20 protein-coding genes are annotated in these 25,642 nt (G+C 70.9%); 11 read left to right on the top strand and 9 right to left on the bottom strand.

Going from position 1 to position 25,642, the window contains the following annotated elements:
- Positions 1 to 290: 290 nt before the first annotated feature.
- The 3 genes from MZC64_RS44085 to MZC64_RS44095 all read right to left on the bottom strand — a co-directional run bounded on the left by MZC64_RS44085 (position 291) and on the right by MZC64_RS44095 (position 3,566).
- Complete coding sequence (locus tag MZC64_RS44085; protein ID WP_247765664.1) at positions 291 to 1,286, bottom strand: tetratricopeptide repeat protein; 996 nt, start codon at positions 1,284 to 1,286, stop codon at positions 291 to 293.
- A gap of 218 nt (positions 1,287 to 1,504) precedes the next feature.
- The gene (locus MZC64_RS44090) at positions 1,505 to 3,202 is read right to left on the bottom strand and encodes a methylmalonyl-CoA mutase (protein WP_247765663.1); all 1,698 of its coding nucleotides are present in this window, start codon (positions 3,200 to 3,202) and stop codon (positions 1,505 to 1,507) included.
- A gap of 64 nt (positions 3,203 to 3,266) precedes the next feature.
- Positions 3,267 to 3,566 carry an MTH1187 family thiamine-binding protein gene (locus MZC64_RS44095; RefSeq protein WP_247765662.1) on the bottom strand — a complete coding sequence of 100 codons (300 nt, stop codon included), beginning with the start codon at positions 3,564 to 3,566 and terminating at the stop codon, positions 3,267 to 3,269.
- 86 nt (positions 3,567 to 3,652) lie between these two features.
- On the opposite strand from MZC64_RS44095, the gene MZC64_RS44100 reads away from it, so the two are divergent.
- Positions 3,653 to 4,156 (top strand): MarR family transcriptional regulator, encoded by a 504-nt coding sequence (locus MZC64_RS44100; protein WP_185009394.1) that lies wholly within the window; start codon positions 3,653 to 3,655, stop codon positions 4,154 to 4,156.
- Here the strand turns inward: MZC64_RS44100 and MZC64_RS44105 are convergent.
- Together MZC64_RS44105 and MZC64_RS44110 are read right to left on the bottom strand one after the other, a co-directional pair.
- Positions 4,146 to 4,457, bottom strand: coding sequence for a DUF3817 domain-containing protein (locus tag MZC64_RS44105; protein WP_247765661.1), 312 nt, complete (start codon positions 4,455 to 4,457; stop codon positions 4,146 to 4,148). The two genes, MZC64_RS44100 and MZC64_RS44105, sit on opposite strands and share 11 nt — an antisense overlap.
- A 219-nt stretch (positions 4,458 to 4,676) precedes the next feature.
- Positions 4,677 to 7,385 carry a BTAD domain-containing putative transcriptional regulator gene (locus tag MZC64_RS44110; protein WP_247765660.1) on the bottom strand — a complete coding sequence of 903 codons (2,709 nt, stop codon included), beginning with the start codon at positions 7,383 to 7,385 and terminating at the stop codon, positions 4,677 to 4,679.
- A 32-nt stretch (positions 7,386 to 7,417) separates the two neighbouring features.
- Between MZC64_RS44110 and MZC64_RS44115 the strand changes: the two genes are divergently transcribed.
- The gene (locus tag MZC64_RS44115; protein WP_247765658.1) at positions 7,418 to 8,584 is read left to right on the top strand and encodes an aminotransferase class I/II-fold pyridoxal phosphate-dependent enzyme; all 1,167 of its coding nucleotides are present in this window, start codon (positions 7,418 to 7,420) and stop codon (positions 8,582 to 8,584) included.
- Here MZC64_RS44115 and MZC64_RS44120 read toward each other — a convergent pair.
- The gene (locus MZC64_RS44120) at positions 8,581 to 9,351 is read right to left on the bottom strand and encodes a trypsin-like serine protease (protein WP_247765656.1); all 771 of its coding nucleotides are present in this window, start codon (positions 9,349 to 9,351) and stop codon (positions 8,581 to 8,583) included. The genes MZC64_RS44115 and MZC64_RS44120 overlap by 4 nt on opposite strands.
- Positions 9,352 to 9,507: 156 nt before the next feature.
- Here MZC64_RS44120 and MZC64_RS44125 point away from each other — a divergent pair, with 156 nt between their 5' ends.
- From MZC64_RS44125 to MZC64_RS44135, 3 genes are read left to right on the top strand one after another with little or no spacing between them, the layout of a single operon-like run.
- Positions 9,508 to 10,800 (top strand): sugar ABC transporter substrate-binding protein, encoded by a 1,293-nt coding sequence (locus tag MZC64_RS44125; protein ID WP_247765655.1) that lies wholly within the window; start codon positions 9,508 to 9,510, stop codon positions 10,798 to 10,800.
- A complete protein-coding gene (locus tag MZC64_RS44130) occupies positions 10,797 to 11,717 on the top strand; it encodes a carbohydrate ABC transporter permease (protein ID WP_247765654.1) in 921 nt (306 codons plus the stop codon). The genes MZC64_RS44125 and MZC64_RS44130 overlap by 4 nt, the downstream gene beginning before the upstream one ends.
- Positions 11,717 to 12,538: a carbohydrate ABC transporter permease gene (locus tag MZC64_RS44135; RefSeq protein ID WP_247765652.1), complete on the top strand. Its 822-nt coding sequence runs from the start codon at positions 11,717 to 11,719 to the stop codon at positions 12,536 to 12,538. The genes MZC64_RS44130 and MZC64_RS44135 overlap by 1 nt, the downstream gene beginning before the upstream one ends.
- On the opposite strand, the gene MZC64_RS44140 is transcribed toward MZC64_RS44135, so the two are convergent.
- The gene (locus tag MZC64_RS44140) at positions 12,528 to 13,271 is read right to left on the bottom strand and encodes an ABC transporter permease (RefSeq protein WP_247765650.1); all 744 of its coding nucleotides are present in this window, start codon (positions 13,269 to 13,271) and stop codon (positions 12,528 to 12,530) included. The genes MZC64_RS44135 and MZC64_RS44140 overlap by 11 nt on opposite strands.
- Entirely contained in the window at positions 13,268 to 13,924 is a 657-nt protein-coding gene (locus tag MZC64_RS44145) for an ATP-binding cassette domain-containing protein (RefSeq protein WP_247765648.1), read from the bottom strand. The genes MZC64_RS44140 and MZC64_RS44145 overlap by 4 nt, the downstream gene beginning before the upstream one ends.
- Positions 13,925 to 13,980: 56 nt before the next feature.
- Here MZC64_RS44145 and MZC64_RS44150 point away from each other — a divergent pair, with 56 nt between their 5' ends.
- Positions 13,981 to 17,076 carry a BTAD domain-containing putative transcriptional regulator gene (locus MZC64_RS44150; protein ID WP_247765647.1) on the top strand — a complete coding sequence of 1,032 codons (3,096 nt, stop codon included), beginning with the start codon at positions 13,981 to 13,983 and terminating at the stop codon, positions 17,074 to 17,076.
- 153 nt (positions 17,077 to 17,229) lie between these two features.
- Positions 17,230 to 17,712, top strand: coding sequence for a DUF11 domain-containing protein (locus tag MZC64_RS44155; RefSeq protein WP_247765645.1), 483 nt, complete (start codon positions 17,230 to 17,232; stop codon positions 17,710 to 17,712).
- Positions 17,713 to 18,216: 504 nt separating this feature from the next.
- On the opposite strand, the gene MZC64_RS44160 is transcribed toward MZC64_RS44155, so the two are convergent.
- Complete coding sequence (locus MZC64_RS44160) at positions 18,217 to 21,516, bottom strand: GH92 family glycosyl hydrolase (protein ID WP_247765643.1); 3,300 nt, start codon at positions 21,514 to 21,516, stop codon at positions 18,217 to 18,219.
- Between the two features lie 279 nt (positions 21,517 to 21,795).
- On the opposite strand from MZC64_RS44160, the gene MZC64_RS44165 reads away from it, so the two are divergent.
- From MZC64_RS44165 to MZC64_RS44180, 4 genes are read left to right on the top strand one after another with little or no spacing between them, the layout of a single operon-like run.
- The gene (locus MZC64_RS44165) at positions 21,796 to 22,785 is read left to right on the top strand and encodes a LacI family DNA-binding transcriptional regulator (protein WP_247797794.1); all 990 of its coding nucleotides are present in this window, start codon (positions 21,796 to 21,798) and stop codon (positions 22,783 to 22,785) included.
- Positions 22,782 to 23,810 (top strand): mannose-6-phosphate isomerase, encoded by a 1,029-nt coding sequence (locus tag MZC64_RS44170; RefSeq protein ID WP_247765641.1) that lies wholly within the window; start codon positions 22,782 to 22,784, stop codon positions 23,808 to 23,810. Before MZC64_RS44165 ends, MZC64_RS44170 begins: the two co-directional genes overlap by 4 nt.
- A complete protein-coding gene (locus tag MZC64_RS44175; protein ID WP_247765640.1) occupies positions 23,807 to 24,568 on the top strand; it encodes an ATP-binding cassette domain-containing protein in 762 nt (253 codons plus the stop codon). The genes MZC64_RS44170 and MZC64_RS44175 overlap by 4 nt, the downstream gene beginning before the upstream one ends.
- On the top strand, positions 24,565 to 25,614 hold the full coding sequence (locus MZC64_RS44180) for an ABC transporter permease (RefSeq protein ID WP_247765638.1): 1,050 nt from the start codon (positions 24,565 to 24,567) through the stop codon (positions 25,612 to 25,614). The genes MZC64_RS44175 and MZC64_RS44180 overlap by 4 nt, the downstream gene beginning before the upstream one ends.
- Positions 25,615 to 25,642: the final 28 nt, after the last annotated feature.

Consider the following 25,642-nt stretch of genomic DNA (forward strand, 5'->3'; position numbering starts at 1 on the left):
GAACCATTGCGGGGCTGACCGGGAACCATTGCGGGGCTGACCGGGAACCATTGCGGGGCTGACCGGGAACCATTGCGGGGCTGACCGGGAACCATTGCGGGGGTGACCGGGAACCGCTGCGGGGCTGAACGGGAGCCACTGCGGAGGGGCTGATTGAAACCGCCGCGGGGCCTGACCGGGATTGGCTGAGGCCGGCAAGGGAAAGCCCCCAGGAGTCGGGGTGTGGTGCGGGGCTGGGCCTCGCGGGTGGGTGACTCCTGAGGGATTCCGGCTTGCGCAGAACGTGGCGCTCAGAACAGGGCGCTGGCCAGGTTTCGGCGGGCCTTCATGACTCGTTCGTCGGCTGGGTCGAACAGCTCGAACAGGTCGACCAGGTGTTTGCGGGCTCGGTCTCGGTCCTCGCCCGCAGTGCGGCGGACCGAGTCGATCAGGCGGGCGAATGCCTGGTCCACCTGCTGGTCGGCCAACTCGGCGTCGGCGGCGGCCAGTTGGGCGTCCAGGTCGTCGGGGGTGGCGTTGGCCTTGGCGATCGCGGTGGGGTCGGCCGCTTCCGCCCTGGCGGCGAAGCGGACCTGGGCCACGGCGGCCTTGGCCAGTTCGTTGGCGGGCTCGGCGTTGAGGATGTCCTGGTAGGCGGCTTCGGCGGCGGTGTAGTCACCGCGTTCGAAGGCTTCCTCGGCGGCGACGAACCTGGGGTCTTCCGGCTCTTCCTCGACCTCGGCGGCGGGAGCGCCCTGGTTGGCCTCGGCCGCGGCGATGCCAGGGAGGCGGTCGCGCAGGGCGTCGATCAGGGTGGTCAGCCACTCGCGGATCTGCGGCTCGGGCAGGGCGCCGGCGAAGGCGTCCACCGGCTGGCCGCCGGCGATGGCGACCACGGTGGGCACCGACTGGACGCCGAAGAGCTGGGCGATCCGGGGGTTGGTGTCCACGTCGACCTTGGCCAGCAGCCAGGTGCCGTTGGCGGCCTTGGCCAGCCGCTCCAGCACCGGGGACAGCTGCTTGCACGGCTCGCACCAGGTGGCCCACAGGTCGATCACGACCGGGATCTCCAGCGAGCGTTCGACGACCTTGGCCTGGAAGTCGGCCTCAGTGACGTCGATGACCCACTCGCTGTCCCCGGCATCGCCGGGGGACGTGGGCGCGCCGGGCTCGGCCGCGGCGGGACGGGACGGCTGGCGGGCCGCCGCGTCGGCCCTGGCCTTGAGCGCGGACAGGTCCACCGCTCCCGCGAGCGCGGCGGACAGTGCGGCGGTCTTACGAGGATCGGGCCTTGTCACGGTTTCCATCCTGACATGACCCGGGTATGTCGCGCCGCGCCGCCCGCCGCATTGGGGGATGGGCGTCCCCGGCCGGGCCGCCGGAGCACCGCTCGCGTGGGCGGTGAAGGAGGAGAAGAGGGGGTTGCGCGGGGCCGGGTGGCGGGGACCCCGGGCGCGGGAGGCGTGCGGGCGGGGCGTGGGGGCGCGGGGGGCGGGGCGTGGGATTTGGGTGATAAGTGGCCTGATCAGAAGCGGGCGGGCTCGGTGTAGGTGCCCCATTCCGTGCGGAGTACCTCGCAGATCTCGCCGAGGGTGGCCTCGGCGCGGGCGGCGGCGAGCATGGGTTCGATCAGTTCGCCGTCGCCTTGGGCTGCGGTGCGGAGGTTGGCGAGGGTCTGGTTGACAGTGGGCTGGTCACGCTGGGCTCGGCGTTCGGCGAGGGTGCGGCGTTGGTCGAGTTCTACCTCGTGGCTGACGCGGAGGATTTCCAGGGAATCGGCGGTGACGTCGGTGTGGATGTTGACGCCGACCATTTTCTTGTCGCCTTTTTCCAGGGCCTGTTGGTACTCGAAGGCGGCGTCGGCTATTTCGCCGGTGAAGTAGCCGTCCTCAATGCCGCGCAGGATGCCTGAGGTCATCTCGCCGATGGGGTGGTGGCCGGAGGGGGCGGCCAGGGCGGCCAGGTCCTTGATGCGGGTGAAGATGCGTTCGGCTTCGGCTTCCAACTTGTCGGTGAGGGCTTCGACGTACCAGGAGCCGCCGAGGGGATCGGCCACGTTGACCACGCCGGTTTCGGCCATGAGGACCTGCTGGGTGCTCAGCGCGATCTGCGCGGCGCGTTCGCTGGGCAGGGCGAGGACCTCGTCCAGGGCGTTGGTGTGCAAGGAGTTTGTGCCGCCGAGTACCGCGGCCAGGGCTTCTACGGCGGTGCGGACGATGTTGTTGTCCGGCTGTTGCGCGGTCAGCGACACTCCGGCGGTCTGGGTGTGGAAGCGCAGCCACTGCGCCTTGTCCGTCTTGGCGCCGTAGACCTCGCGCAGCCAGCGGGCCCAGATCCGGCGGGCGGCGCGGAATTTGGCGATTTCCTCGAAGAAGTCGATGTGCGCGTCGAAGAAGAAACTGAGACCGGGCGCGAACTTCTCGATGTCCAGGCCGCGGGACAGGCCCAGTTCGACGTAGCCGAAGCCGTCGGCGAGGGTGAAGGCCAGCTCCTGCGCCGCAGTCGAACCGGCCTCGCGGATGTGGTAGCCGGAGACCGACAGCGGTTTGTAGGCCGGGATGTTGTCCTGGCAGTAGGCCATCAGGTCGCCGATCAGGCGCAGGTGCGGCTCGGGCTCGAAGAGCCACTCCTTCTGCGCGATGTACTCCTTGAAGATGTCGGTCTGCAGGGTCCCGTTGAGCCGTCCGATGTCGGCGCCCTGCCGTTCGGCGGCGACCAGGTACATGCAGAACATCGGCACCGCGGGGCCGGAGATGGTCATCGAGGTGGTGACCTGTTCCAGCGGGATGCCGTCGAAGAGGATGTCCAGGTCGGCGGCGGAGTCGATAGCCACGCCGCAGTGGCCGACCTCGCCGAGGGCGCGCGGGTCGTCGGAGTCCCGGCCCATCAGGGTGGGCATGTCGAAGGCGACAGAGAGCCCGCCACCACCGCGGGCCAGGATCATCCGGTAGCGCTCGTTGGTCTGCCGGGCGTTGCCGAAGCCGGCGAACTGGCGGATGGTCCACGCCCGGCCGCGGTAACCAGTCGGGTACAGGCCGCGGGTGAATGGGTACTCACCGGGCCAGCCGATCCGCTCGAAGCCCTCCGGCGCTGTTCCCGGGCCGTAGACCGGGTCCACCTCCAGGCCGGAGAGGGTGTTGAAGTCGGCTTCCCTGACCTGGCCTTTCCGCTGCGCGTCGGCGTAGCGGTGCACCCAGCGTTCCCGTCCGGCCTCGACATCCATGCCGCCTCCAGCCCGTGGTGGGTAGTCCAATAGTAGGACGACCTACCTTCACCGGCCAGGCAACTCAGCCCTCGGAGAGGTGGGCCTCAAGGCGTTCGACCTTCGCGGTGAGCTGGCCGGTGAAGCCGGGGCGGATATCGGCCTTGAGCACCAGCGACACCCGGGGACCGAAAGCGGCCACCGCGTCCACGGCCTGCTTCACCACCGCCATCACCTCGTCCCAGTCACCTTCGATGGTGGTGAACATGGCGCTGGTCTCGTTGGGCAGTCCCGATTCCCGGACCACCTTGACCGCGGCGGCGACCGCCTCGCTGACGCCGCCGGTCTCACCACCGGCCGGACTGACACTGAACGCGACGAGCATCGCTGGGGCCTCCCTGGTTCCACGGTGTGAAAAAAGATCCATCTCAGGCTGCTACTGCTCAGTACGCACTGCTAGTTTCGGAGGTTGTGACCGGCCATCCACTCCCCTTCGACCCGATCGCGCGGGCCGCCGAATCCTGGACCCAGCGCATCGGGCCTTCGGAGACGATGGCCGCGGTCACCAGCGTGATGCGCGTGCAGCAGATCGTGCAGTCCGCAGTGGACGGTGCGCTCAAACCGCACCGGCTGACCTTCGCCAGGTACGAAGCCCTTGTGCTGCTTACCTTTTCCCGGCGCGGCAGTCTGCCGATGCGGGTGATGGGCGAGCGGCTGCAACTGCACCCGACCAGCGTCACCAACATCGTGGACCGGCTGGAGAGCGATGGCCTGGTACAGCGCGAGCCGCACCCGACCGATCGCCGCACCACGCTGGTGGCCATCACCGACGCCGGGCGGGACCGGATGAAGGTGGCCACCGAGGCGGTGGTGGAGGCCGGATTCGGCCTGCAGGGGCTGAGTGGACCGGAGACGGTCCAGCTCACCGCCCTGCTGGCCAAGGTCCGGCACGCCACCGGCGACTTCACGGAGTGACCGGGGCCGCCTGAGTCCGCTTGTTCACCCAGCGCTCGAACACGATGGTGCCGAACGGCGGCACGCTCGCGATCAGCGCCCAGGTCGTGGTGCGCCCGTCCCAGTTGAGCGGCTCACGCACCATGAGCACCACGAACAGGTAGAGCACGAAGATCACTCCGTGCACCGGGCCGAAGATCTTGACCCCCAGGTCGTTGCCGACCATGACGTACTTGAAGAACATGCCGACCAGCAGGCCGGCCCAGGAAAACGCCTCGGCGATGGCTACCGCACGGAAACGCGCTGTGGGCGTAGCGAACACGCCGCTCCCTCCCTCGGGTGAAATGTCCGCTCTCCAGTGTGATTGGTGATCGCGGTCACCCGGACGCCGGGCGGGGCAAGTGGCGCTGAGCTGGGGATTCCAGGAACGCGCAGGGTTTCCGCAGGGGCGCGCGGGCACAGTGGTGACGTGCGGCGAGCGGAGATATGGGGGCGTTCGCCGACGGGATCCGGGCTCTGCCCAGCGGCAGGGCCCGGATCGTCAGCCTCGGGGCGGGAACAGCGCCCTGAACTCGGGCAGGCCAAGCGCGGTGCGCAACTCCAGCATGAGCCGTTCGTGGTGGGCGGCTTGATCGGGCTCGCCCCGGTCCTGGTGCAGGGCGGCGAGGACCTGGTGGGCCCGGGTCTGCTGGTACTGCTCGCCGATCTCCACCGCCAGCGCCAGCCCCTGGTGCACCGGCGGCAGGGCTGCGTCGAGATCACCGGCGCAGTGCCGGGCCAGGCCAAGGCACACCAGTGCGTGCCCTTGCAGGTATCGGTTCTCCCGCTGCCGGGCCACCGCCAGCACCTGCTCGTGCTGCGGCACCGCCTCGCCGGGGCGGCCCAGAGCCACGCAGGCGATGCCGATCCCGTTGCGGGCGTGGCATTCCAGCTCCACGTCGGCGGACTCCCCGGCCACCGTGACCGCCATCCGGTGGTGGCTCAGCGCCGACTCGTAGTTGCCGAACCACTGCTCGGCGAACCCGATCCCGACCAGCGCGTAGCCCTCGACGTCGCGGAAACCCCTGGCGCGGCCGATGGTCAGCGCGGCGCGGTGCCAGGACAGCGCCTCCGCGCAGTCACCGCGACGCAGGTGGGACAGGCCGAGGCCGTTGAGCGACCGGCCGATGATCAGGTCGTCGCCGAGTTCCCTGCCGTGCGCCAGTGCCCGGGTGAAGCGCTCGATCACGGTGTCGAAGTCGCCGCGGCGCCAGTGCGTGAGGCCGAGGCCGACCAGGGCCGGGCCGATGAGTTCCCGGTTTCCGGTGTCCAGCAACAGGGTGTGCAGGGCGATGGCGTCGTCGTAGCGGCCGGTCCGGTCCAGGTAGTGCGGCAGGGTGGCGGCCAGTGCGGTGAGTTCGGGCAGCCAGTCGCGGCGGGCGGCGAGTTCGGCGGCGGCCAGCAGGTTCGGCCATTCCACCGCGAGCCGGTCCGGGTCCTCGGCGATGGACTGGAGCTGGTGCTCGATCAGCCTGCGGTGCGCGGTGTCGTCGGGCTTGGCGTGTTCGGCGGCGAAGAGGCGGACCAGGTCGTGCATCCGGTAGCGGCCGGGGGTGTGTTCCTGGACCAGGTGCAACGCGGTCAGTTCGCGCAGCCGGGGGCGGGTGGCCGGCAGTGGCTCGTCGGTCAGCGCGGGCAGCGCGGTCAGGCCCAGGTCGGGGCCGGGGGCGTGCGCGAGCAGGCCGGCCAGGGCGACCGCTGCCGGGCTGAGCGCGTGGTAGGTGGTGGTGAAGACGGCACGCAGGCTGGCGGTCAGTTCGCCGGAGTCCAGGGCGTCCAGCCGGGTGGTGTCCTCGCGAAGTTCCTCGGCCAGCGCGGCCAGCGGGAAATCGGGGTGGGTGGCGGCGCGGGCGGCCACGATGCCCAGGGCCAGCGGCAGCCGGGCGCAGCGGGTCAGCAGCGCGGTGACCGCCGCGGGTTCGGCGGCCAGCCGGTCCGCGCCCAGGTAGCGGGCGAGCAGGTGGCGGGCGTCGGACTCGGCCAGGCCCGCGACCGGCACCGGGCGGGCGCGGTGGGTGGCGAGCAGGCCGTCCAGGCGGTGCCTGCTGGTCACCACCACGGTGCAGGTGTCGCCGCCGGGCAGCAGTGGCAGCACCTGCTCGGAGTCGCGGGCGTTGTCCAGCACGATCAGCAGGCGGCGGCCGGTGACCAGGCTCCGGTACCGCGCGGCCTGGGCGTGCTCGTCCACCGGCACCGCCGAGGGCAGCACGCCGAGGGCGTCCAGGAATCCGCGCAGCGCCACCCCCGGCGGCATCGGCGGGCTGGCCGGGTCGAAGCCGCGCAGGTCCACGTAGAGCTGGCCGTCCGGGAAGGCGGGCAGGTGCCGCTGCGCCCAGAACAGCACCAGCGAGGTCTTGCCGATGCCGCCGATGCCGCTGACCACGCTGGTCTCGCCCACGGTCAGCGCGGCCAGTTCGGCATCCCGGCCGGTGAACAGCCGGGGCGGCGCGGGCAGTTGCGCCGGGGTGCCGCGGGTCGGTGAGGTGAGAGCCGGGTCGGCGGTGAGGATGCGCTGGTGCAGCTCACGCAGCCGAGGGCCGGGGTCGATGCCGAGTTCCCCTGCCAGCCGGGCCCGCAGATCGGCGTAGCGGGCCAGCGCGTCGGCCTGCCTGCCGAGGCGGCACAGCGCGAGCATGAGCTGGCCGGTCCGGCGCTCGTCCAGCGGGGTGGCCTCGACGGCGGTGATCAGCTCGGGCAGCAGTTCGGCGGGCCTGCCCTGGGCCAGCAGCAGGTCGTCCCGGTCGAGTTCGGCGGTGTGCCGTTCCTGGGCCAGCGCGGTGCGCAGCGGGTCGAGGCCGGGGGCGTCCAGGTCGGCGAAGGGCTCGCCGCGCCACAGCGCCAGGGCGGCCTCCAGCAGTGGCAGCGGCGCCGCGGCGGTGCGGGCCTTGGCGCACAGCGCGCGGAAGCGGTGCAGGTCGACGGCGGTGTCCGGCACGGTCAGGGTGTAGCCGCCGTTGCCCCTGGTCAGCGTGACCCCGGCCGGCGCGAGGGTGCGGCGCAGCCGGGACAGGTAGCTGCCCAGGGTGTCCCTGGCGGTGTCCGGCAGGCGATCGCCCCAGACCCGGTCCAGCAGCACGGCGGCCGGGACCGGGCGGTTGACCTCGGTCAGCAACACCGCGAGCACGCTGCGCTGCCGCGCGTGCCCCACCTCCAGCGGCCTGCCCGCACTGGTGGCCTCGACCACGCCGAGCAGGCGGAACTCCAGCGTCATGCGCACCCCTCCCCCGGGTAGCCTTCGCGCTCGTGGCCGACGTGTACAGCGACGACTGGATCTGCACCCGCCTGGGTGAGGACGCCGAGCACTTCCTCGGCGCGGTGCACCCACCGGTCTACGAGAACTCCCTGTTCACCTTCCCGAACACGGCCGCGCTGGGGAAGGCGCTGCGGGCCGAGGACGAGAACTTCGTCTACTGGCGCGGCACCAACCCGACGGTGGCGCTGGCGCAGGACAAGCTGGCCGCACTGGAGCGGGCCGAGCGGGCCAAATGCTTCGGCTCGGGCATGGGCGCGATCTCGGCGACCATCTCCGCGCAGGTCGCCGCGGGCGACCACGTGCTGGCCATCGGCGCGATCTACGGGCCGACCACCAGCTTCCTGCGCTACCTGACCAAGTTCGGCGTCACGCACACGCACGCGGCCGATCTGGACCAGGCGCGGGAGCTGATCCGGCCGGAGACCAGGCTGGTCTACTTCGAGTCGCCGACCTTCATGGCCTTCCGGGTGCTGGAGATCGCCGCCGTGGTCGAGCTGGCGCGGGCGCACGGCGCGGTGACGATCATGGACAACACCTGGGCCACCCCGCTGTTCCAGAAGCCGATCACGCTGGGCGTGGACCTGGTGGTGCACTCGCTGTCGAAGTACATCGGCGGGCACAGCGACCTGGTCGGCGGCGTGGTGTGCGGGTCGGCGGCGCTGGTCCGGCCGCTGTCGCTGGTGGAGTACCAGCTCTACGGCGCGGCGATGTCCCCGCACGACGCGGCCAAGGTGGTCAAGGGGTTGCGCACGCTCGGGGTGCGGATGGCCGCGCACGGCGAGCGGGCGCTGCGGGTGGCCGAGTTCCTGGACGCGCATCCGCGGGTGCGGTCGGTGCGTTACCCCGGGCTGCCAGGACATCCGGACCACGAACTGGCGCGGCGACAGCTCAGCGGGTTCTCCGGACTGTTCGCCTTCGAGCTGGACACCGAGGACGTCTCGCTGGTGGAGAAGTTCGTGGACTCGTTGCGGCACTTCAGGATCGGCGTGTCCTGGGGCGGTTACGAGAGCCTGGTGAACGCGCCGGCGGTGACCGTGGAGGAGTCGGTGCGGGCGACCATGGGCATCCCGGTCGGGCTGGTGCGGCTGTCGGTGGGGCTGGAGGACGGCGAGACCCTGGTGGCTGATCTCGCCGCCGCGTTCGAGACCTTGGGTTAGCGGGTGGTGTCCTTGATCCAGTTCAGCGCCGGCGCCACCTCGGTGTAGGCGTTGTAGTGGTTGTCGCTGCCGCACTCGACCGGTTTGGCCGGGTCCTGTCGCCCGCCGCCGGAGGTCACCCCGGCCAGCCGCCAGCCGCGCCCGCTCCGGACCAGGGCAGGGCCGCCGGAGTCACCGGAGCAGGTGCCCTGACCGCGCTGCGAAGGCAGGCACAGCGACCACGGCCGGTCCTTGCCCTGGAAGCACTCGGCGTCGGGGGCGACCGGCAGCTGGATCTGCTTGAGGTGCGCCGGGCTGTCACAGTCCGGCTTGTCCGAACAGGTCCAGCCCCAGCCGAGCAGGTCCAGCTTGGTGCCCGGACCCGGCGAGCTGCCGGTGAGTCCCATCGGCCGGAACGGCACCGGGCGGTCCAGCTTGATCAGGGTCAGGTCGACGCCACTGAACAGGTTGGGCGGGGTGAAGACCGCCTTGGGGTGCTTGACCGCCGCCACCGGCTTGGCCACGACGCCGCCGCTGGTGTGGTTACGGCTGCCGATCCGGATCTGCTCGATGTCCGTCGGCTTGATCACGCAGTGGAATGCGGTCAGCACCCACTGCGCGGCGACCAGCGTGCCACCGCAGGCATGCTTGCCGCCCACCTGCAACGAGGCCATCCACGGCGTCGGGCCGCTGACGTTGCCGCCGTTGGTGAGCGCGCCCGCCGGCAGAGCGGTGAGACCGACCAGGGCGGCGACGGTGGCGAGTAGGAGCAGGAGTCGTTGTCTCATGGGGACTTGGTAGCCAGGCAGGGGTTTCCGGCGGGTTTCCGCCTGGCCGGGCCGGGTCGAGGCAACTACTGAAGGCCCTGGACACGGGCTTGGGGGCTCGGCTACGTTCGCCGGACTCAGCCAGTGTTGACAACGTTGACACGTCTCGGGGGTGGCATGCGCAGACCACGATCCGCCGTGTTCGGGCTGGTGGCCCTGACCCTGTTGACCTCGGTGCTCACCGGGTGCGGCACGGGCGGCGGGATCACCTTGCGGGTGATCCAGAGTCTGACCAGTCCGGAGCGGACCGCGTTGCTGCGGGACATGATCACCGCGTTCGAGGCGGCCAACCCGGAGATCGATGTGCGGCTGATCTCGCCGCCGTTGCAGAGCGCGGACCAGAAGATCGCGCAGGTGCTCAGCGCCAAGAACGACGTGGATCTGGTGGAGGTGCGGGACTACACGGTCAAGCAGTTCGTCAACAACCAGAGCCTGCTCGACCTCTCCCCCTACGTGGCGAACTGGCCCGGCTGGCCGGAGCTGACCCCGCTGGCGCGGCAGAAGGCGGCCTCGGTCGGCGGCAAGCCCTACCTGGTGCCGTACGGGTTCTTCCAGAACACCTTGTTCGCGCGCACCGACCGGCTCAGCGAGGCGGGTCTCAAGCCGCCCGCGACCTGGCCGGAGCTGATCGAGGCGGCGGTGAAGCTGACCGAACCCGGCAAGAACCGGTTCGGCTACTCCTTCCGCGGCGGCGCGGGCACCTTCCACTACGCGGTCTCGATCATCTCCGCCTATGCCGGGCCGCAGGTGGATCCGGCGCAGGGGTTCTGGCGCAAGGACGGCAGCACGATCTTCGCCTCCCCCGAGGCGGTGACCGCGATGGAGGCGTTCCTGCGGTTGTTCAAGACCGGGTCGCCGCCGGGATCGCTGGCCTGGAGCTATCCGGAAATGGTGCAGGGCTTCACCTCCGGGGTGACCTCGCTGCTCATCCAGGACCCCGAGGTGATCAAGACGACCGAGCGGGCCACCGGGCTGCCCAAGGGATCCTGGACCACGCTGCCGATTCCCAAGGGCCCCACCGGACTCGCCTTGCAGCCCACCGGGTACGCGGGCTGGGGCGTGACCTCGTTCAGCCGCAACCGGGACGCGGCGGTGAAGTTGCTGGAGTTCCTCAGCTCGGCCGAACAGGGGCTGCGCTGGGCCAAGGAGCACTCGCTGATCCCGGTGCACACCGCGGCGGCGCAGGATCCGCAGTTCTCCACCGGCGCGTTCAAGGCATACCTGGACATGGCCAATGACCCGGCGCAGGTCGTGGTGGAGCGGCCGATCCAGTACCCGGGCTGGGGGCGCTGGCAGAAGCAGGCCGATATCGACGTGCAGTCCTTGCTGGTCGGGGAGAAAACCGTGGCCGAGGTACTCGGGTCCTGGGACAAGTTCTGGGCCGAGCAGAAGAAGGCCGGTGGCGCGTGAGCACCGATACCGCGCCCCGTCCCGCGTTCGTGCTGCGCCGCAACCGCGGGCTGTTCATCACCGCCTGCCTGGCGCCCGCGCTGCTGCTGGTCGGGGTGTTCACCTACTACCCGATGATCCGCGGCGGGGTCATCTCCTTCCAGAACTACACCCTGTTCGACCTCAGCGACACCGGCTTCATCGGCTGGGGCAACTTCGAGAAAGTCCTTGCCGAGCCAGGGTTCTGGACCGCACTGGCCAACACCGGCATCTGGGTGGCCTTCTCCCTGACCGGCCAGTTCGTGCTCGGTTTCGGGCTGGCCCTGTTGCTGCAGAAGGCTTTCCGCGGTCGCGGGCTCTACCAGGCGCTGGTGTTCTTCCCCTGGGCGATGTCCGGGTTCCTGATCGGCCTGATCTGGCGGTGGATGTTCAACGCCGAGTTCGGCGTGGTCAACGATCTGCTGCTGCGGCTGGGGATCGTGGACGCGCCGATCGCCTTCCTGGCCAGTCCGGAGTGGGCGCAGACCGGGCAGATCATCGCCAACGTCTGGTACGGCGTCACGTTCTTCTCGATCATGATCCTGGCCGCGCTGCAATCGGTGCCGCAGGAGCTGCACGAGGCGGCCCGGCTGGACGGGGCCAGCTACGCGCAGGCGCTGTGGCGGGTGGTGATCCCGTTCATCCGCCCCACCTTGGTGCTGGTGGTGCTGCTGCGGGTGATCTGGATCCTGAACTTCCCGGACATCATCTACGCGATGACCGACGGCGGTCCGGCGGGCAAGACGCACATCATCACCACCTACATGATCAACAAGATCATCGGCGCCCAGGACTACGGGCAGGCGTCCGCGGTCGGGTTGATCGTGCTGGTGCTGCTGTTCGCGTTCACGGTCTTCTACCTGGCCGCGACCAGGCTGGAAAAGAGCAGGGACTTCTGATGCGCGCAGCCGCCTTCGCCCGTTTCGCCGTGCTCGGCCTGTGGCTGGTCGTGACCGTGTTCCCGCTGTACTGGATCGTGGTCACCTCGCTGAAACCGCAGGGCGACATCTTCCGGCTGCCGCTGGAATACCTGCCCGGCTCGCCGACGCTGGCCAACTACGAGCGGCTGTTCGGCTTCGCCAGCTTCGGCACCTACATCGGCAACAGCCTGCTGGTGTCGCTGGCCGCCGCGGCGGTGGTGCTGCTGATCGGGCTGCTCGCCGGGTACGTGCTGGCCCGGTTCTCCTTCCGCGGCCGCGGCCAGGTGATGCTGGCCTTCCTGGTGACCCAGATGATCCCGCTGTTCATCGCGCTCGGCCCGCTCTACCTGCTGCTGAACTCCCTGGACCTGCTCAACCGGTTGCCGGGCCTGGTGCTGGTGTACGTGGCGATGCTGATCCCGTTCTGCACCATCATGTTGCGCGGGTTCTTCGAGCGGATCCCGGTGGCCATCGAGGAAGCGGCCATGATCGACGGCTGCGGGCGGTTGCAGGCGCTGTTCCGGGTGGTGGTGCCGGTGATGCTGCCGGGCATCGCGGCCACCTTCGTCTTCGCCTTCATCCAGTGCTGGAACGAGTTGTTCCTGGCGATCATGTTCATCGACGACGAGGAGGCCAAGACCATCCCGGTGGCGATGAACTCCTTCATCACCCAGTACGACATCGACTGGGGTTCGATGTCGGCGGCCACCGTGGTCTCGCTGGTGCCCTCGATGGTGCTGTTCGCCTTCGCCCAGCGCTACATCGTGGAGGGGCTCTCCGGCGGCGCGGTCAAGGGCTGAGCACCCGGTCCCGGCGCGCGCACAGCCACAGTCCGGCGGCGCCGAGCACGGCGGCGACACCGAGCAGGGCAGGCAACGGCCACCACAGGCCCGCCGGGTCCGTCTCGGACAACGCGGCGAGCAGGCCGTTGCGCTGCTGACGCATCGGCAGCAGCGCGGCCAGGGCGTGCACCCAGGACGGGGCCTCGGTGATGAAGGCGCCGCTGGCCACGCCCATCGGGATCAGGATCAGCATGGTGACCGCGGCCGCCCGGTCGGCCGAGGCGGTCAGCGCGCCCACCACCAGGCCCAGCGCGGCGAAGGCCAGCGTGCCTGCGAGCAGGTACAGCGGCAGCGGCCACCAGCGCACCGGGCGTAGGCCCAGCGCGATCGCCACCGCCAGGTGCACCGCGGCCTGCCAGGCGGTGTGCCCGCACAGCGCGAGCAACCGGGCCAGCAGCACCGGCCGCCAGCCCGCCGGACTGCGCCGGATCTGCCCGAGCAGGCCGGACCGACGCCAGCCTGCCAGGGACACGGCCACGCCGAGTGCGCCAGAGCAGGCGATGGTCCAGCCGAGCAGGCCGGGCGCGCTGGCCCGCAGCGGACCGGGTCCGGCCGAACTGAACAGCACGGCGAAGGCGGTCAGGTAGGCCAGCGGGCCGAAGAAGGTGAAGAACAGCAGCACCCGGTTGCGCAGCAGATCGCGGGCGGCGGCCAGCACCAGCGGGCCGAGCACGGCGGGCGGAGCGCTCACGGCGCCGCCTCCCGGCCGCCCAGGTGGCGCAGCACGTCGGCCAGGGTGGCGCTGGTGGCCTCCGGGGCGAGCAGGCGGCGTTCCGCGTCCAGCGCCTCGACCAGGGTGGCTGGGCAGTCCACGGCGAGCAGGCGGCCGTGCCCGAGCAGCGCGACCCGGTCCGCGCGGGCGGCCGCGGCCGGATCCTCGGTGGTGAACAGCACGGTCTGCGGCTGCGAGTCCAGCAGCGGCCACAGCTCAGCCGGGTCGGCGTCCAGGACCAGCAGCCCCGGCTCGGACACCAGGGCGCAGGCCAGGCCGAGGCGGCGGCGCCGGTCCGGACTCAGCCGGTCCTCGCGAATATTCGCGCACTCGGTCAGGCCCACCGCGGCCAGCAGGTCCGGCGGTGGCCGGTGGTGCAGGGCGGCGAACGCGGCGAGCTGTTCCCGGCAGGTCAGTCGATCGAACAGGGCCGGTTCGGCGGCCACCAGGGCCGCGCCGCCCTCGATCCGGAGCACCCCGTGGTCAGGCTCGCGGACACCGGTGAGCAGCTCCGCCAGCACCCGTCCTGAGCTGCCGTAGACGGCGAACCGCTCGCCGCGGGCGAGGGTCAGGGACACGCCGAGGAGCGCCCGGCCCAGGGCAAGGTCCTCGATGACGATCTCGGCGGCCACCGTGCAGAAGCTAGCCGAACGTGGCGTGTGCCGGGGCGGGATGAAACATTGACCCGGTGCGGTTCGGCGTGCTCGGCTCGGTGGAGGCATGGCGGGACGGGACGGCGTTGCCGCCCGGTCCGCCCCGTCGTCGTGCCCTGCTCGGCATGCTGCTGGTCGAGGCAGGCCGGGTGGTGCCGGTGGACCGGCTGGTCCGGGCGCTGTGGGACAACGCGCCACCGGCCTCGGCGCGCAATGCGGTGCACGGGCTGATCGCCGCGCTGCGCAAGCTGCTGGCAGGGGAACCCGGGGTCGAGCTGCTCACCCGGCCGACCGGCTACCAGCTCGTGGTCGACCCGCAGGCGGTGGACCTGCACCGCTTCCGCGCCCTGGTCGCCGAGGCCGGACGGGACGGGCAGACCGACGAGCAGGCCGCCGCGCTGCTGCACAACGCGCTGACCCTCTGGCGGGGCGCGCCACTGGCCGATCTGCGTTTCGACTGGGTGCGCCAGGACCTGGCGCCGCGGCTGGAACGGGAACTGCTGGACGCGCTGGAACAGCGGCTGGAACTGGACCTGCGGCTGGGCGCGCACCACGAACTCGTCGGCGAGCTGACCTCGCTGACCAAGGACCACCCGACCCGGCCGCGGTTCTGGTACCAGCTCATGCTCGCGCTCTACCGGGCCGGGCGGCAGGCCGAGGCGCTGGAGACCTACCGGGCCGCGCACGTGCTGTTCCGGGCCGGCCTGGACGCCGAACTGCGCGCGCTGCACCACTCCATCCTCAGCGGCGCCCCGGCCCAGCCGGAGCAGGTCATCGACACCCCGCGACCGGCCGGGGTGTGCCAGTTACCGCCGGGCGCCAACGGTTTTGTCGGCCGGGCGGAGCTGCTGACCCGGCTGGACACCCTGCTCGTGCCGGGCCCGCGGCCGGTGGTGGCGGCACTGGCCGGGCCGCCGGGGGTGGGCAAGACCACGGTGGCGGTGCAGTGGGCGCACGGCGCGCGCGGCCGGTTCCCGGACGGGCAGCTGTATGTGAACCTGCGCGGCTACGCGACCAGTCCGCCGATGCCGCCGACCGAGGCGCTGGCCCGGCTGCTGCGCGCGCTGGGCGTGCGGCCGGACCACGTGCCCGCGGCGCTGGCCGAGCAGATCGCGCTGTACCGCAAGGCGTTGTCCGGCAAGCGGGTGCTGGTGGTGCTGGACAACACCGCGGGCGCGGCCGAGGTGCGGCCGCTGCTGCCGGACACCCCGGGCAGCGCGGCGCTGATCACCAGCCGGGACAGCCTGCGCGCGCTGGAAGCGCCCACGCTGACCGTGGACGTGCTGCCCGCGGCGGACGCGGTGGCGCTGCTCGGCGATGTGCTCGGCGCGGACCTGGTGCACAAGGAACCGGACGCCGCGCTGGAGCTGGCCGCGCTGTGCGCCCGGCTGCCGCTGGCGCTGCGCATCGCCGGGGCCAACTTCGCCGGCCGGCCGCACCGGGACCTGACCCGGTACGTCACCGATCTGCGCGCGGGCAACCGGCTGGACGCGCTGTCGGTGGACGGGGACAGCGAGGCGGCCGTGCACGCCGCCTTCGACCTGTCCTACGCCATGCTGGACCCGTTGGCACAGCGGCTGTTCCGGCTGCTCGGCCTGCTACCCGGCCCGGATTTCGGGCTACCGCTGGCCGCCGCGGTCGCGGACCTGACCGAGCCGGAGACCAGCGCCCTGCTGGATCGACTGATCGCGGCGAACCTGGTGCAGGAGCCGGGTTCCGGCCGGTTCCAGTGCCACGACCTGTTGCGCGAGTACGCCTGCGCCCGCGCCGAGGACACCGAGTCACCGGCCGAACTGCACGCCGCGCTGCGCCGGGCCTATGAGTTCCTCACCCGCACCGCCGCCTCCGCCGAACCCTCCATTGTGGACGGTGAGCGGCCGTCCCTGGTGGCCGCGGCGAGCACCGCGGCCGAGCGCGGACTGCCCGACTACGCCTGGCGGATCGCGGACGCGCTGCACGGCTACTTCGGCGCGCGCGGCTGTGGCGCGGAGGCGGTGGCCACCGCGGAGGCCGGGCTGGCCGCGGCGATGGCGGTGCACGATCGGCCGGCGCAGGCCAGGATGCACGCACTGCTCGGGCAGTTCCAGACCAGGCTGGGCAGCCTGCGGGAAGCCGCGGTGCACCAGCAGCGGGCGGTGGAGCTGTACCGCTCGCTGGGTGATCCGCTGGGTCAGGCGGTCGCGCTGGACGGGCTGGGCATGGCGCACGGGCGGCTCGGGCAGCCGCAGACCGCGGCCGAGCACCACGCGAAATCCCTTGCCCTGTACCGGGAAGCCGGCAACCGGGCGGGCGAGTCGAGTGCGTTGAACAACCTGGGCGCGGTGCACCAGCAGCTCGGCCGCTTCGCCGAGGCGATCCAGTTCCACGAGCAGGCGGTGGCCCTGGGCAACGCCGACGGCAGGCTGTACCTGGGCGTCGCGCTGTTCTCCGTCGGCCGCACCAGGACGGCGCTGACCGAACTGGAGCTGGCGCTGGCCGGATACCAGGACGGCGGGAACCGGGTGGGCGAGGCCGCGGTGCTCAGCTGCCTGGCCGCCGTGCACCGGGACCGGGACGAGCTGGCCGAGTGCGAGCAGGTGGCCGCGGCCGCGGTGGCGCTGGCCAGGGAACTGGGCGACCGGCGGATCGAGGCCAACGGACTGAACATCCTGGCCGCGATGCACCGCAGGCGCGGCACTCTCGCGGTGGCCACCGGCTACTTCCAGCTGGCCATCCGGATCGCCGAGGAGATGGGTTTCCGGGCGGGCCGGGTGCACGCGGTGACCAACCTGGCCGGCATCGCCCGCGAGGAAGGCAGGCACACCGAGGCGCTGACCCAGGCCGAGGACGCGCTGACCGAGGTGCGCGCCGGCGGGCTGGTGTTCATGGAGCCCCCGGTGCTGACCGAGTTGGCGCACATCAAGCTCGGCCTCGGCGAGTGCACGGCGGCGGCCGGTCTGGCTACCGCGGCGGTCGAACTGGCCAGGCAGACCGGCCAGCTGCTGTTCCTCGGCTGCGCGCTGGCCGTGCGCGGCCTGGCGCACACCGAGCCGGACGCTGCGGCCGAATGCTGGCGAGAGGCCATCGAGGTGCTGCGCGAATGCGAGGCATCCGCCGAGGTCAGGTGGGTCGCGGAGCTGTTGACGGGCTAGACGGACAGGTCCGCGCGCAGCACCGCACGACCACCGGATGGACGCTTGTGACCGGCCGCACCTGCAAGCAGAGTGAACACGTCCAAGCACCGAGCGTTACCAACGCTCGCCGCGGTCCGGCGCGGTCACTCACCATCGAACCCAAGGGATGTCATGCGTTTTTCCTTGCCCGCCAAGGCTGTCGGCTGCGCGATGGCGCTGGCCGCGGTGTTCGCCCCCGCCGCCCAGGCCGCCCCCGCCGCAGGCCCGGACATCAAGGTCGAGCTGTCGACGAACCCGATCCTGGGCGTCCTCATCCCGGCCATCGAGTACACCGTCAAGGCCAGCAACCTCGGCCCCGGCACCGCGTTCGGCGTCGTGATCAAGGCCCAGCTGCCCGCGGGCACCACCGCGATCGCCCCGTCCCCGGAGTGCACGGTGGCAGGCACCGTGGTCACCTGCGGCGGCGGCAACCTGGCCGCGGGCGCCTCGGATCAGATCACCTTCCGGGTGCCGCTGAGCCTGCTCACCATCGGAATCGGCAAGAAGGTCACGGCCACCCTGCACTCCTCCACCCCGACGGACCCCAACCCGGCCAACAACACGGCGTCCAGAACCTGCACCGTGGTGACCCCACTGCTGGTCCTCTGCGGCTAGAGAAGGCCGCAGAACAACTAGAGAACGCCCGGCGAGGCAGCGAGCCAGAGTCGCGCGAGAAGGCCTGAAGCACAGCCACAGGCCGAAAACTTGTTGCGAAAGAGGCGTGGCGCGCAGCGACACGGCGGGCTCTTAACCAGCGGCGGGGTGCCGATTTTTCGCGTTGCCTTGTCGTGTGCCCGACGCATCCGAAGCTTGCTTCGCGTGCGGCGGGTACACGACGAGGCGACTCAGGAGCGAAAAATCCAGCGTGCGGAGCACGCCAATCCAACACAGGTGCGGGCCGGGCCGATCCCGCCGCCATAGTTGACCGGCCCGGCCCGCAGCTTGTGGCTGCTACGGGCGTCTATGCCCCTGGCCGCGCCTCCGCAGCAGGTACAGGGAAGAAACTAGTCAACAGATTCATGTCTTGTTAGGGCTCTTCGTAGGTTGACATCAGGGGGCTGGGCGGACTCAGTTCCAGCCCCCTGATGCCTGCGCTTCATCCTTAGTTCACCTTGCGAATTACCCGGCGGTGACAGTGAAAACGTGCAGCAGACCGCCCTGCGCGGAGTTCGGCAGGGTGACGCTCACCAGTTGTTTCCCGGCCGCCAGTGGGATCGGCGCGGTGGCGAACAGGTGCACGGTCAGCTGTTGCGGGCCGTCGTTCTTGTTGCGGTAGGACATGGTGGCCGCGACGCGGTTGCCGAACTCGATCGCGGAAGCGTTGACCGCCCAGTCGTTGAAGGCGATCTCGGCTCGCTCGGTCGTGCCATCGGCGTAGTTGAGCGACAGCGTGCCCACGGACTTTCCGTTGGTGGCACTGCCCAGCACCGACAACTTGGTCGCGCCGGCCGGTGCGGTGATCTTCACCGTCTGCCCGGCCATGGTGGCGTTGTCCGCCTCTCCCTTGGGAATGTCCGGCCACCGGTGCGCCAGACCGTCCACTGTGACCGTTCCACCTGGACGGACGCCCGCTCCGGCGAGGGCGTTGCGGGAGTAGCTCCACCCGCCGCCGTCGTAGTTGGCCGCGGCCGGGTCGTCGTCCGGGGACACGCCCGCGTTGTTGTAGGCCGCGCGCAGACTGTTCGGTTCGGCGACGAGGACCTGCAGCGCGCCGGGTGACATGTTCATCCCGCCCGCTCCGGTGAAGGTGACCGGAATCCGTTGCGCCCCTTCGGGTGTGCCCGCGGCGACGGCGACCGTGACGGTGGCCCCGGCCTTGCCGCCGGGGGGCACGGTCAGCTCGCCGCTGGCCGGGGTGACGGTCAGTCCGGCTGGCGCCTGGGTGGCCCAGCGGACCTTGGCGCCCTTGCCGGAGAAGTCCTGCGCGCCGATCACCGCCGCGCCGGAACCACCAGCGGGCAGCACCAGGCGGCCGGGTTCGACCGAGCCGCGAGCGCCGGTCTCACCCTCCCGGAAGGACGGTGGCGCGTTCTCCGGCTTGCTGCCCCAGCTCAGGTTCGGCGTGTTCTGCAAGGCGAATTCCACCGTGCCGCCGCGTTCGGCGAAGGATTCGGGCAGCCAGGTGTTGTTGATCGCCCGGCCGTTCACCTTGACCCCGCTGACGTACTGGTTCTTCGCCGCGGCGCCGGGCGCCTTGATGGTCCAGGTGGACCCGCCCGGCCGGGTCACGGTGATCTCCGGGAACAGCGGGCTGTTGAGCACCAGTTCGGCCCGGCCGGGGATGACCGGGTACATGCCCATGGCCGCCCAGACGTACCAGGAGGACATCTGGCCGAGGTCGTCGTTGCCCATCAACCCGTTGGCCCCTGGGCCGAACAGGTCGTTCACCGCGCGCCGGGTGACCTCCTGGGTGCGGTGCGGGGCGCCGGCGAAGTTGTACAGCCAGGGCGCGTGCATGATCGGCTCGTTGCCCAGGAAGGCATACGGCTCATTGGGGCCGGCGTTGAGCTTGGTGAAGAAGTGGTCCAGCCGTTTCACCGTGGCCTCGTTGCCGCCCATCGCGGTGATCAGGCCCTGCGCGTTGTGCGGCACCATCCAGGTGTACTGGGCCGCGTTGCCCTCCACCCAGTTGTTGGACTCGCCGGGGTTTAAGGGTTCCAGGAAGGAGCCGTCCCGGTTGCGGGCCTGGATGTAGCCGGTGCCGGGGTTGAAGATGTTCTGCCAGTGCTGGGATCGCTTGCTGAAAGCGCTCCAGGTGGCGCCGTCGCCGAGCCGCCGGGCCAGGTCGGCGATGGCGAAGTCGGCGCTGGCGTATTCCAGCGTGGTCGCGGGCGGGCCCCAGGTGTTGGGCGCGCCCAGCGGGATGTAGCCGAGCTTCTGGTAGTCCTCCAGGCCGGGGCGTTCCTCGTAGCCCTGGGTTTTCTGGGTGGCCCCGCGCAGCATCAGCAGCAGTGCCTTGCGCGCGTCGAAGTCCTTGGCGCCAAAGGCATAGGAGCTGGCGACCATGATGTGGTACGGGTCGCCGACCATCACCCCGGTGTAGCTGTTGGCCACCGTCCACCGGTCCCAGGACCCGCCCTGTTCGGCGAAGGCGATCATGGACCGGGAGATGTCGGAGGCTTCCGCCGGCGCGATCACCGACAGCAGCTGGATCTCCGAGCGGTAGACGTCCCAGCCGGAGAGGTTGGTGTAGATGGCATGTCCGGCCTCGGCCGAATGCAATCGCCCGTCGAAGCCGATGTATCTGCCGTCGGCGTCGGAGAAGACGTTGGGCTGCACCAGGGAGTGGAACAGCGCGGTGTAGAAGGTGGTGCGCTGGGCGTCGGTGCCGCCACTGACCCGGATGGTGTTGAGCCGCTCGTTCCAGGCGGCCCTGGTCTCGGCGGCGATGTTCTCGAAGGACTTGCCGATGTTCTCCGCGAGGAGGTTGTTCTTGGCCCCGTCCAGGGAGACGAAGGACAGCCCGACCCGCAGCTGCACGGTGTCGCCGTCGTAGGGGTCGAAGCTGACGAAGCCGCCGCTGCCCGGTCCGGAGACCACGGTGTCCTGGGTGCCCATGGCCCGCGGCGCGGACCGCTTGCCCTGGTCCGCGGTGGCCTTGGGCGCGTTCACCGCCGCCAGGTCGACCTTGGGCGCCGAGCCGCCGCGCTCGCGGGTCTGGCCGGTGTTGACCGAGCCGTTCTTCCAGGTCCCGACCGAGGCGAACGGGCGGTCGAACTGGACGTGGTAGTAGACCCGGTACTTGTTCTGCTGCTGACCGCAGAACCGGCCGCTGCTGGCCCAGCCGCTCACCGAGTCCTTGCCGATGATCGTCTCGGCGTCGTCGGCCCCGGCGATGGAGCCGGAGGAGTTGACCAGGATGGTGGACGGACGACCCTCGGGGAAGGTGACCTTGCCCAGGCCGGTGCGCTGGGTGGCGGTCAGCTCGACCTTGGCGCCGGAGTCCAGGCCGACCGAGTACGCGCCGGGACTGGCCTTCTCGTTGGTGTGGGAGAAGGTCGAGACGTAGCGGCCGGGGTCGGTGGCCGGGGAGGTGGTGACCTCGCCGACGAAGGGCATGATCGGGATGTCCTGGTAGGTGGAGCAGCCCGCGCCGGAGAGGTGGGTCAGGCTGAAGCCCTTGATCCGGTTGTCGTCGTAGTAGTAGCCGCCGTGCTGGTGGGTGACGGTGTCCGGGCTCCACTGCATCATGCCGAAGGGCGCGACCGCGCCGGGGAAGTTGTTGCCGGCCCCGCCTCCGGTGCCGTGGTCCGGCCCGCCCGGTTTGGTGCCGACGAACGGGTTCACCCACTGCGCGAGGTCCTCCACCGCGCGTTTCGCGGGCGCGGCGCCGGCCGGTAGGCCAGCCCCCGCCACCATCACGGCCACGCCGAGCAGGGCCGCGCAGGCTGTGCGCAGGCGCCGACTTCGTGCGGTCATCTCGTGATCGCCTCCTGAGGGCACGGCCACGTCGCCAGGCCCACCTGACAACCTTGTCGGATGGCTCGACCCTGATCGACACCCTGCTGATCTGGCGAGATCAACGTCAAGCGCCGATGGGTGGTTATCGGCGTCCACGCAGCCAACGGAACCGATTGAGATCCCGTTCGGCGTAACGAGTCGGGCCGGAACCGTTGACAACCCCAGGCGCGAGCGTGTCCAATCCGGCCTCAAATGACAACGTTGTCCGAAGGAGCCCGCCGCGTGCGACGCGCCACCATGAGCGATGTGGCGCGGCTCGCGGGCGTGAGCATCAAAACGGTGTCCCGGGTCGTCAACGACGAGCCGGGAGTTCATCCGGCGACCGCCGAGCGCGTGCTCGCCGCGATCGACCAGCTCGGTTTCCGGCGGAACCTGTCCGCGCGCAACCTGCGCCGCGGCTCGTCCACCGGCACCCTCGGGCTGATCCTGGAAGACGTCGCCAACCCCTTCTACTCCCAGCTCACCCGGGCGGTCGAGGAGGTCGCGCGCTCGCACGGCCGCCAGGTGCTGACCGGCTCCTCGGATGAGGATCCCGGCCGGGAACGCGAGCTGGCACTGGAGTTCTGCGCCCGCCGGGTGGACGGCCTGCTGGTGGTGCCCGCCGGGATGCAGCACGGCTACCTGGTGCCGGAGATGCGGGCCGGCATGCCGGTGGTGTTCCTGGACCGGCCGGCAGGCGATGTCGTGGCGGACACGGTGCTGGTGGACAACATCGGCGGCGCGGCCGAGGCGGTGCGGCACCTGGCCGACCAGGGCCACCGCCGGATCGCCTTCCTCGGCGACGCCCCGGACATCTTCACCGCGGCCGAGCGACTGCGCGGGTTCCGGGAGGGCTGCGCGCGGGCCGGGTTGCAGTACCCGGAGGACCTGGTCGCGATGGGCCCGCACGACGAGCACAGCGTGGCGGGTGTGCTGCGCCGGTTGCTGGACGGCCGCAACCCGGCCACCGCGATCGTCTCCGGCAACAACCGGATCACCGTGCTGCTGCTGCGCGCCTTCGCCCAGCGCCCGGACCGCCCCGCCCTGGTGGGCTTCGACGACTTCGAGCTGGCCGATCTGCTCTCCCCGCCGGTGACGGTGGTGGCGCACGATGTCGCGCTGCTCGGGCGGGCCGCGGCCGAACTGCTGTTCGCCCGGCTCGACGGGGACAACTCACCTCCACGCCGGGTGGTTCTCCCGGCGCGGTTAGTCGCACGTGGATCAGGAGAGGTTGGGCGCAAAACGTGAAGCCCGTCCTGCTGGAGGCAAACCAGCCCGAACGGTTCTACCGCGGCGGCGCGGCCATCGCCGAGCTGCGCGGGGCCGTGAACGCCGCGGAGTGGGGGCCGGAGGACTGGGTCGCCTCCACCACCACGCTGTTCGGTCAGCACACCGCGGGGCTGGCCGCCCTGCCCGGTGGCGAGCTGCTGCGCTCGGCGATCGAGGCCGCCCCGGCTGCCTGGCTGGGCGCCGAGCACGTGGCCGAGTTCGGCGCGAACCCGGCGCTGCTGGTCAAACTGCTGGACGCGGGACAGCGGCTGCCGGTGCACTGCCACCCCTCGGACTCCTTCGCGGCCAGCCACCTGGACTGCCGCTTCGGCAAGACCGAGGCGTGGGTGGTGGTGGGCACCACCGGCCCGAATCCCGTGGTGTACGTGGGTTTCCGCGAGGGTGTGGACGAGGCGACGGTGGCGGCCTGGGTGGCCAGCCAGGACACCTCGACCATGCTGCACGCGCTGAACGAGGTGCCGGTCAAGGCCGGGGACACCGTGTTCGTGCCAGCCGGGCTGCCGCACGCGATCGGCGCCGGCGTGTTCATCGTGGAGCTGCAACAGCCCACCGACTTCTCGGTCCTGCTGGAGTGGACCGGATTCGCCGAGGAGGGTGACTCCTCGGTGCACCTCGGCCTCGGTTTCGAGGCCGCTCTCGGCTGTGTCGACCGGTCCGGCTGGGGCGCTGCGCGCCTGGACGGACTGGTCCGGCACACCGCTGACCAGCGTGGTCCCTCGGTGGACCTGCTGGGCGAGCAGTCGCTGGAGTTCTTCCGCGCGGACCGCGTGCACACCGAGTCGCCGGTGGAGTTCGACCCCGGTTTCGCCGTGCTGGTCGCGCTGGCGGGCTCCGGCGGCCTGTCGACGCAAACCGGTGGCTCGCTGGAGCTGGTCCGCGGCAACACCGTGGTCCTGCCGCACGCCGCCGGATCGTGCCGAGTGGACGGCGACCTGGTGCTGGTCCGCTGCCGTCCGCCGATCGTGGGAGGTTCTACGTCATGACCGCGCTGCTGGAAGCGCGCGACCTGGTCAAGCACTACGGCTCGGTGGAGGCCCTGCGCGGCGCCTCCTTCGAGCTGCGGGCCGGCGAGGTCGTCTCGCTCATCGGCGACAACGGCGCCGGGAAGTCCACGCTGGTCAAATGCCTTTCCGGGGCCGAACAGCCGGACTCCGGGCAGATCCTGCTGGACGGCGCGGAGGTCAGCCTGGACCGGCCGACCACCGCGCGCGAGCTGGGCATCGAGACCGTGTACCAGGACCTCGCGGTCGCCCCGGACCTGGATCCGGCGGCCAATCTGTTCCTCGGCCGGGAGCTGCGCCGCGGCGGACTGCTCGGCAAGCTCGGCATGCTGGACAAGAAGGAGATGCGCCGCCAGGCGGCCACCCACTTCACCCAGCTCGGGGTGTCCCTGCAAAGCCTGGACGTGCCGATCGGCTCGCTCTCCGGCGGGCAGCGGCAGAGCGTCGCGGTGGCCCGGTCGGTGGCCTGGGCCAGCAAGCTGGTGTTCATGGACGAGCCGACCGCCGCGCTCGGCGTGGTGCAGCGGGAACGCGTGCTCGACGTGATCCGCCGGGTCAGGGACAACGGCATCGCGGTGGTGCTGATCAGCCACAACATGCCCGAGGTGCTCAAGGTCTCGGACCGCATCGAGGTGCTGCGACTGGGTCGCCGGGTGGCCCGGTTCGACGCGGCGCAGACCACGCTGGAGGAACTGGTCGGCGCCATGACCGGCGCGCTGACCCAGGAGGACGCGGCATGACCAACGACACCGCCAAGACCCCCGCGGACAGCGGCCAGTTCATCAACGAGGGCACCCGGCCGCTGGCCAAGCGGCTGGCCAGTGCGAACACGCTGTGGATCGGCCTGGTCCTGCTCGTGCTGCTGGTGGTCTTCAGCGCGCTGCGGCCGGACAGCTTCCTCACCCTGTTCAACTTCCAGCAGCTGTTCATCGAGGCATCGGTGCTGCTGGTGCTCGCGGTCGGCATGACCTACGTGATCATCACCGCCGGCATCGACCTGTCCGTCGGTTCGGTGCTGGTCTTCGCGGGCGTGGTCGGCGCGCAGGTGATGGAGGCGATGAGCCCCGGTGGTGATGCCACCAACGCTGGCGTCGAGGTCATCCTGGTCGGCTTCCTGATCACCATCGTCGGCGGTGCGGCCTGGGGCCTGCTCAACGGGTTGCTCATCGCCAAGGCCAAGATCCCGGCGCTGATCGTCACGCTCGGCTCCTTCGGCGCGGCACTGGGCGCGGCTCAGCTGCTCACCGACGGCGTGGACGTGCGCACCGTGCCGACCCTGCTGCGGGACTGGCTGGGCTTCGGCGCCACCGGCATCGTGCCGAACCTGGTGATCGTCGCGGTGCTGGTCACCGCGGTCGGCGCCTGGCTGCTGGCCACCACCCGGTTCGGCCGGTACACCCTGGCGATCGGCTCCAACCCGGAGGCGGCCCGCCGCTCCGGGATCAAGGTGGACCGGCACCTGGTGCTGATCTACACCTACGTGGGCGCGCTGGCCGGGCTGGCTGGCTTCATGTCGCTGGCCTACTACGGCACGACCACGATCAGCGGGCACACCACGGAGAACCTCAACGCGATCGCCGCGGTGGTGCTGGGCGGCACCTCCCTGTTCGGCGGGGTCGGTTCGGTGATCGGCACGGTGATCGGGGTGTTCATCCCGACCGTGCTCAAGAAGGGCTTCCTGATCATCGACGTCCCGCAGTTCTGGCAGCCGGTGGCGATCGGCGCGGTGCTCGTCGCGGCGGTCTGGTTCGACCAGCTCCGCCGCCGGGCGCGAAACAGCAGGTAGAGAGACTCTCGGAGCACAACGAAGTGTG

This window comes from Crossiella sp. S99.2, assembly GCF_023094165.1.
In the GTDB taxonomy this organism is placed as follows: Bacteria; Actinomycetota; Actinomycetes; order Mycobacteriales; family Pseudonocardiaceae; genus Crossiella.